This window comes from Erwinia sp. OLFS4 (genome assembly GCF_002752165.1).
Lineage (GTDB): Bacteria > Pseudomonadota > Gammaproteobacteria > Enterobacterales > Enterobacteriaceae > Izhakiella.
Genome location: NZ_MOMB01000025.1, coordinates 1 through 7,237, shown reverse-complemented (window position 1 = coordinate 7,237; position 7,237 = coordinate 1). Strand labels below are relative to the sequence as shown.

Here is a 7,237-nt window from a genome sequence, read left to right as displayed (position 1 = left end):
AGCATCTGACGGGCAAAATTTTCACCCAACGCATTGAACGTAATAACCTGACGCTCCGCACCCGCATTAAACGGTTGGCTCGTAAAACAATCTGCTTTTCGCGCTCAGTTGAGATCCACGAAAAAGTCATTGGAGCGTTTATCGAGAAACACATGTTCTACTAATTGGAGGCATCACCCAGGATGGTATAGCGCGTGCAGCGGACGCAAAGGGAAAGTATAGCCGGTTAATACCGGGATCAGCGCCGCGCTGTTAAGAGACGACTGTAGCGCCCGATCATAGCCTGCTAAGATGCCGGCACCGTCCAGTGCGGCTTGTAGCAAGCCGCCCCAGTCATTGACCGCCAGTCTGCCGTTAACCGCCACTTCAGTCTCACCTTCCGGACCGCTCAGTATCCAGCGATGGCTGAGACCCGCCTGCCAGGGAGAAAAAATCAGGCACTGATGGGCGCTGAGCGCCGCCGGTTGTTGTGGTATACCTGCCTGGCGAAGATACGCCGGAGCGGCACACAGCATCAGTCGGTATGGTGGCAGAGCGACAGCGACCTGACGCAGGTTCGCATTGGCTTCACCAATCCGAATCACTACATCATAACCGCCTTCCAGCGGATCGCTGAGGGCGTCTGACAGCACCACATCAATATGGATAGCCGGATAGCGAGCCAGAAAGCCGGTGATAAATGGCATTAACACATAACGTCCGAAGGTGACCGGCGCGTTTAATCTTAAGCTACCGGCTGGCTGCGTGGTTTGCGTGCGGGCGTTTTCTTCGGCGCGCTCAATTTCATCAAGGATGTGCAGGCAGCGCTGATAGTAGTCACGTCCTGCTGCAGTCAGACTGTGCCGGCGGGTGGTACGGTTTAACAGCCGTGTGGCGAGCCGGCGTTCAAGCGCGGCAACGTGACGGGCCACCATCTGAGGTGACATTGCCATTTTTTCCGCAGCCGCCGCAAAACTGCCCAGTCTGACCGCGCTGATAAATACCCGCATGCTGGTGATGGTATCCGGCATTAACAACTATCCGTTGTGAATAAAGCAACCATCAGGCTATTTTAACAACTGATTTGAGTGATTACACTTGCTACAGGTTAAGCGATTGTCGGGACATCAGTATTAATATTTATCTTGTCAGAATGGATCACCCGCACGGCCCGGAATGGGACGCGTATGTGGTTGAACATGTTCGCTATTTGCAGACATTACTCGCCAGCGGCAGTTTGCTCGCATCCGGGCCGCTGAAGCAGACGCCGCTGCGTGCCGGGTTTCTTATCTTTCGGGCGCCGGGCATTGAGACGGTCAGAGAGCTGATTGCCGCCGACCCGTTTGCGCGGGAAGGGCTGATTGCCAGCCTGGATATTCAGCAGTGGGACCCGCTTTTTGGCCTGCTGGAAGACTTCTCCAGTCAGCAGCTGCCGCCGGCACTGGCGGCATTGACTGTCAAGCCATCGGCGTAACGTTTAGGCGGTGGTCAGCTTTCCACATCCTGCAGACTGAAGGTTTCAGTCTGGTCGTTATAGGAAAAGATTTCGCCATAGCGGCCCCAGTTAATCACCGCTTCCAGGGTTTCTCTTGCCGCTGAGTCGGAAAGATAATCCTCCAGTTCCTGCTCAAAGCGCACGCGTGGCGCGCGATGCTCCGGCCGTTCGCGCAATACCTGGCAAATGTGTGCGGCCAGCGGTACACCGCGTAACAGATGCTCAGCAAACTGCACTTTGCGCTGCTGTGTATCAAAGGTGGCAAACTGACGGGCCGCGTCGGTCAGAAAAATGTCGCCTTGCTGAATATCGGCAAACTGCAGATACTGCAGAATTTCGGCGACGGGAAACAGGTCGTCCACTTCCAGGTGCAGTGAATGGGCGATCTCGGGCATATCCGCCCGGCCGGAATAAGGTTCAGCGGCCAGCGTTTCGATCAGACCGGCCATCAGGTTAGTGGAAACTTCCGGTAAGCGGCTGCCGAGCTGTAACGTTTTGCTTACTGCCGGCTGGCCGAGCCGATCGGTCATCCGGGCATAAACCTCATCCACCAGACGACGGAAACTGGGATCGAGCCGGTTGCGGGGATGGGGGAAGGGGACCTGAATTTCTGCAATCACCCGCCCTGGGTTTGAAGACAGAATCAGAATGCGGTCACACATGAAGACGGCTTCTTCAATATTATGCGTGACGATCAATATCGATTTTATTGGGGTCTGGCCTTCGGTCCACAGATCAAGCAGATCGGTACGCAGGGTTTCAGCTGTCAGGACGTCCAGCGCGGAAAACGGCTCATCCATTAGCAGCAGCGTCGGGTCGACAACCAGCGCTCTGGCAAAACCAACTCGCTGACGCATGCCACCGGAAAGTTCGCGCGGATAGGCATTTTCAAAACCATCCAGACCAATCAGGTCAATGGCTGCCAGCGCGCGTTTGCGCCTTTCGGCGGCGGCAACCCCCAGCGCCTCAAGGCCGGCTTCGACATTTTGCTGTACTGTCAGCCAGGGAAATAACGCAAAGGTCTGAAAGACCATCGCCACGCCGCGCGCCGGACCGGTAACCGGCGCGCCCTGATAAATAACCTCGCCCTGGCTTGGGGTAATTAAGCCGGAAATGATGCGCAGCAGCGTTGACTTACCGGAACCGGAGCGACCCAGCAGACCGACAATTTCCCCCGGGCGGATCGCCAGCCTGACGTCATCAAGAATGCGCACTTCGCCATGCGCCTTCTGATAACCGTGCGTGACACCGTTAACATGCAGAATGCTTTCCTGTGCAGAATCGGTGAAAGCCATCTTAATTCTCCTCGGTTTCTCAGCGAGCGGCGTTTGCACGCAATATTTAATCCATACGGAAACGATTTTCTGCCCAGGCGTACAGGGGACGCCACAGCAGGCGGTTAAAAAGCGTGACGAACAGTGACATTATCGCCACGCCCAGAATAATATGCGGAAAGTCGCCATCTGCGGTGGTCTGTGCAATATAGGCACCTAACCCGTGCGCCTGTAGCTGCACGTCGCCCCACTGAACCCACTCTGCGACGATGCTGGCATTCCAGGCTCCGCCGGTTGCGGTGATGGCTCCGGTGAGGTAGTACGGCAAAATACCGGGCAGGATAAGCTGACGCCACCACTGCCAGCCACGGATATGAAAGTTTGCCGTGACTTCACGGTAGTCGTTAGGCAGGGTAGTGGTGCCGGCAATGACATTAAATAAAATGTACCACTGGGTTCCCAGCACAATCAGCGGTGACAGCCAGATATCGGGATTGAGCTGATAGCGCACAATCAGCACCACAAAGACAGGAAACAGCAGGTTAGCCGGGAAGGCGGCGAGGAACTGCGCTACTGGCTGCACTGCGGCGGCCAGCCGTGGGCGTAAACCTATCATAACCCCCAGCGGCACCCAGATCAGCGAACAGAGTATTGTAAGCAGCAGTACGCGCAGCAGGGTAATCAGCCCCAGCCACAGTACATGGCCGGTTTGCGCCAGCGTGACATCGTGGCTTATCCAGCGAAACAGCTGCCAGATAACCAGCGCGGTCAGCGCCAGTACCAGCAGATTCCACAGTCGGTCTATATGGCGGGCATGGCGTTGTAACGGATGCCTGTCGTATTGCCCTTGACCGGCAGGCTTAAATGTCAGGCGCAGACGGGCAAGGGTCGCGAAAATCTTGCCAATACGGATCATCGCAAGATGTACCAGCCGGGTACGACGCGTCAGATCCCTCAGCCAGGATTGCGGCGCCTGTTCGCTGCGGGTGGTTTCCATTCGGTATTTATCGGCCCAGGCAACCAGCGGGCGAAACAGTAACTGATCGTAAGCCAGAATAACGATAAACATCGTCAGAGTGACCCAGGCGACGGCGTGAAGATCCTGGCGGTCAATGGCCAGTGCCAGCCAGGCACCAACGCCAGGCAGGCTGATGGTGTTGCTGCCCACGGTAATCGCTTCCGATGCCACCACGAAAAACCAGCCACCGGACATCGACATCATCATATTCCAGATCAGGCCAGGCATGGCATAGGGAATATCCAGCTTCCAGTAGCGTTGCCAGGGGCTGAGATGAAAGCCCTGAGAAACCTCACTTAAATCGCGTGGTAACGCTCGCAGCGACTGATAAACGCTGAATGCCATATTCCACGCCTGGCTGGTGAAAATGGCGAAAATTGCCGCCAGTTCGGCACCCAGCACTTTGCCGGGAAAAAGCGCCAGAAAGAAGGTTACCGTAAAGGAGATATAGCCCAGTACCGGCACCGATTGCAGAATATCCAGCACCGGAATCAGTATTTTTTCTGCCCGGCGGCTCTTGGCGGCGAGGGTGCCGTAAACCAGAGAAAAAATCAGCGACGCCAGCATGGCCAGCAACATACGCAGCGTGGTACGCATGGCGTATTCCGGCAGGTTGGCCGGGTCCAGTGAAACCGGGGAGGTTGTCAGCGTGTCAATCGGCAGCACGGTCTGCTGAAACAACATGGCAATCAGGGCGATAGAGCCAATAATCAGTGGAAAGGCAACGAAATCCCAGCGATTTGGCAGCAGTCGGTGGCGCAATGCTCCGCCATTAAATCTGAACAACATGGGCGTACCTCCGGTTTATCGGCCCGCTGACATAATAGATCCTTTGTTGCCAGTCGCCATTCATTAAGCAGGCTGTCCGCTGGCAGACATAGTTTAGCCAGTTTTGGTAAAAATTAGAAAGTGTTGCAATAAATGACGCCTGGCCTGCCACCGCGGTAATCCGTGAGCTGATTACCTCGGTTAGCGGCAGATTTGCGCCGATTATACGCGATCTACGTGACGTTAACATGAAGTGAAACTGCAGACGAAAAGCGCCGATATCAGCACGTGAATCAGCCATGTGGCACAGGCTATCCGGCGACGGAGGTGATTGTCTGGTCAGCGCCAGTCCTGGCACGATGCCCGCTGTGATAAAGATCGCTCTGTCGTGACAAGCCGATTGCGTATCCGCTAAAGGCAGCGCAGGATTCAGTGTATAAAAAAAATAGCAGTGTCCAGTGTTTAACTTTCCTCCATGCCATTACCTTGACCGGGGCCCTACCATGACGGCGAAAGATAACCTGCTGTATAAAATCACTACGCTGTATGCCTCCCATGATGCCGGTTTCACGGCTCAGGACTGTGAAGCCCTGATGGCAGTCAGCCGCAGCGTAATTAGCCATTACCTTAACCGGCTCTGCGATGAGGGGAAATTAACCAAGCAGAATACCCGACCGGTCCGTTTTTTTCTGGCCAGCAACACCGATGCCACTGGCGCGACAATCCACGCAGGGCATGATCCTTTTAGCCTGTTTATTGGTGCAGATGGTAGCTTACAGCCGCAGGTGGAATTGTGCCGCGCGGCGGTGAATTATCCGCAGGACGGGCTGGCGCTACTGATGGTGGGGGAAAGCGGTGTCGGTAAAAGTTATCTGGCCCATCTTATTCACCAGTATGCGGTGGAGAAGGCAATTATTGCTGCTGGCAGCCAGCTGGTGGACGTTAACTGTGCTGACTACGCCAATAATCCGGAGCTGCTTTCCGGCGCGCTTTTTGGTTATATCCGCGGTGCCTTTACCGGTGCCGATCGGGAAAAGACCGGCCTGCTTGATCATGCTGATGGCAGCTTTCTGTTTCTGGATGAGGTCCACCGCCTGTCGGCGGAAAATCAGGAAAAGCTGTTTTTGTTTATGGACAAAGGCTACTTCTACCGCCTCGGCGATAGCCGTACCCGCCGCTATGCCAACGTCAGATTTTTATTTGCCACCACTGAAGGCAGTGATGACGCGCTGCTGACCACTTTCCGCCGGCGCATTCCCTGCCGGGTTGAGTTGCCGGCGTTTAGTGCCCGTCCGGTGGCTGAGCGCGTGGCGTTAATTGAAGCTTTTTTGCAGCAGGAAGCCAGTCGCCTTAAGCGGGAAATTCAGGTGGAGGTGGCTCTTATGCAACAACTGATACCCACTCCGGTACGTGGTAACGTGGGAGAACTGAAAAACCGAATAAAAGTGCTCTGTGCCGGCGCCTGGAGCCAGCAAAAAGCGCTGGAGCAGCCGTATCTGATATTGTCACTTTCCGCACCAGGCCATCCGGCAGCAGCGGGCGAGCGCTTGCCCATCTCACCGGCGGGGCAGCCGGGTTCGCTGTCATTGCTCGGCCAGCGTCTTGGCGGCTGGTTGAATGAAGAGCATCTGTTGCTTGAATTTTGTCAGAGCGCCAATGTGCCGTTGTTCACGCGTAAACTGGAGAGGTGGCTGCACTACTCTCAATCAGATTTGCTCCTGGATCGCAGTCGGCACGGCTATCTGTGGAAAAAGAGCCAGTATGCCTTTTCCCGGCTTGCCGATTTAACCGGCATCGAAATTAATCCGGCGCTGCGTAATACCCTCTGGCTGTGTCTGCTGTGTGCGCTGCACGCCCAGCCAGGGCAGCAGCATCCCGACGAGCTTGCGGCAGCCAGTGCCTGGACTTCCCAGCGGGCGCTGATGGTGGCTGATGAATGTCTGGCGTTAATTCACGCCGAGGTTACTCCCCAGCCCCAGCCCCTGCCGCTATTGCGGCCGGTTATCAGAACCCTGTTTCATCATCATGTCGAACCCGATCAGCTGATTCAGGGGGTGATTGTCTCCCACGGCAGCGCCACCGCGTCCAGCATTGCCGGTACGGCCAATAAACTGGTGGGCGGTTATTACCTCAAAGCCTTTGATATGCCCTTTTCGGTGGATACTCAGGGGATTATTGAAATGCTTATCCGTCATCTGGACAGCATTCAGCATGGCAGTGGCCTGATTATTCTGGTTGATATGGGATCACTGAATGAAATCTATCGGGAAATTAAGCTCCATCTGCACAGTGATTTACTGGTGATGAATAACGTTTCTACCTCCATGGCGCTGGATATTGCCAGTAAAATTCAGCATCGCCTGTCCATGCCGGAGATTGTTGACAGTATTAAGGGCGCTTATGAAGTAGAAGCCCGTTATTACGAAGGAATGATACGGGGCAATAAAATCGTTATTTCCTGTATTTCCGGTGCCGGGGTGTCTGCCAAGCTGAAAGATATTCTGGAACGCTATCTGGTGATGCCTCTAATTGGTTGAATCTGATGTATAATGCGGGCTTTTGAGGTTCTCTTATGGCCAGCGTTAACGTTCATTGTCCCCGTTGTCAGTCTGTTCAGGTTTACCGCCATGGTCAGAACCCTAAAGGCTATGACAGATTTCGCTGCCGTGACTGCCACCGCGTGTTTCAACTCACTTACGCTTA

Annotated in this window: 7 protein-coding genes; 4 read left to right on the top strand and 3 right to left on the bottom strand. The window is 54.9% G+C overall.

Annotated features, from left to right (window positions below; all coding sequences use genetic code 11):
* Nucleotides 1-164: IS1 family transposase (locus BL249_RS06445; RefSeq protein WP_241898819.1), on the top strand; the 164-nt coding region annotated here is incomplete at its 5' end.
* A gap of 9 nt (nucleotides 165-173) precedes the next feature.
* On the opposite strand, the gene BL249_RS06440 is transcribed toward BL249_RS06445, so the two are convergent.
* Nucleotides 174-1,010 carry a LysR family transcriptional regulator gene (locus tag BL249_RS06440; protein WP_099707582.1) on the bottom strand — a complete coding sequence of 279 codons (837 nt, stop codon included), beginning with the start codon at nucleotides 1,008-1,010 and terminating at the stop codon, nucleotides 174-176.
* 122 nt (nucleotides 1,011-1,132) lie between these two features.
* Here BL249_RS06440 and BL249_RS06435 point away from each other — a divergent pair, with 122 nt between their 5' ends.
* Nucleotides 1,133-1,453: a YciI family protein gene (locus tag BL249_RS06435; RefSeq protein ID WP_099707581.1), complete on the top strand. Its 321-nt coding sequence runs from the start codon at nucleotides 1,133-1,135 to the stop codon at nucleotides 1,451-1,453.
* A 14-nt stretch (nucleotides 1,454-1,467) separates the two neighbouring features.
* On the opposite strand, the gene BL249_RS06430 is transcribed toward BL249_RS06435, so the two are convergent.
* A complete protein-coding gene (locus BL249_RS06430) occupies nucleotides 1,468-2,769 on the bottom strand; it encodes an ABC transporter ATP-binding protein (protein WP_099707580.1) in 1,302 nt (433 codons plus the stop codon).
* 46 nt (nucleotides 2,770-2,815) lie between these two features.
* Nucleotides 2,816-4,555: an ABC transporter permease gene (locus BL249_RS06425; protein WP_099707579.1), complete on the bottom strand. Its 1,740-nt coding sequence runs from the start codon at nucleotides 4,553-4,555 to the stop codon at nucleotides 2,816-2,818.
* A gap of 482 nt (nucleotides 4,556-5,037) precedes the next feature.
* On the opposite strand from BL249_RS06425, the gene BL249_RS06415 reads away from it, so the two are divergent.
* Together BL249_RS06415 and BL249_RS06410 are read left to right on the top strand one after the other, a co-directional pair.
* Nucleotides 5,038-7,071: a sigma 54-interacting transcriptional regulator gene (locus tag BL249_RS06415; protein WP_099707577.1), complete on the top strand. Its 2,034-nt coding sequence runs from the start codon at nucleotides 5,038-5,040 to the stop codon at nucleotides 7,069-7,071.
* 35 nt (nucleotides 7,072-7,106) lie between these two features.
* The coding region (locus tag BL249_RS06410; protein WP_342633895.1) for an IS1 family transposase at nucleotides 7,107-7,237 on the top strand (131 nt) is incomplete at its 3' end.

Coding starts and splice junctions, on each gene's coding strand:
- BL249_RS06440 (WP_099707582.1), bottom strand. CDS start 1,010: ATGCCGGATACCATCACCAGCATGCGGGTATTTATCAGCGCGGTCAGA.
- BL249_RS06435 (WP_099707581.1), top strand. CDS start 1,133: ATGGATCACCCGCACGGCCCGGAATGGGACGCGTATGTGGTTGAACAT.
- BL249_RS06430 (WP_099707580.1), bottom strand. CDS start 2,769: ATGGCTTTCACCGATTCTGCACAGGAAAGCATTCTGCATGTTAACGGT.
- BL249_RS06425 (WP_099707579.1), bottom strand. CDS start 4,555: ATGTTGTTCAGATTTAATGGCGGAGCATTGCGCCACCGACTGCTGCCA.
- BL249_RS06415 (WP_099707577.1), top strand. CDS start 5,038: ATGACGGCGAAAGATAACCTGCTGTATAAAATCACTACGCTGTATGCC.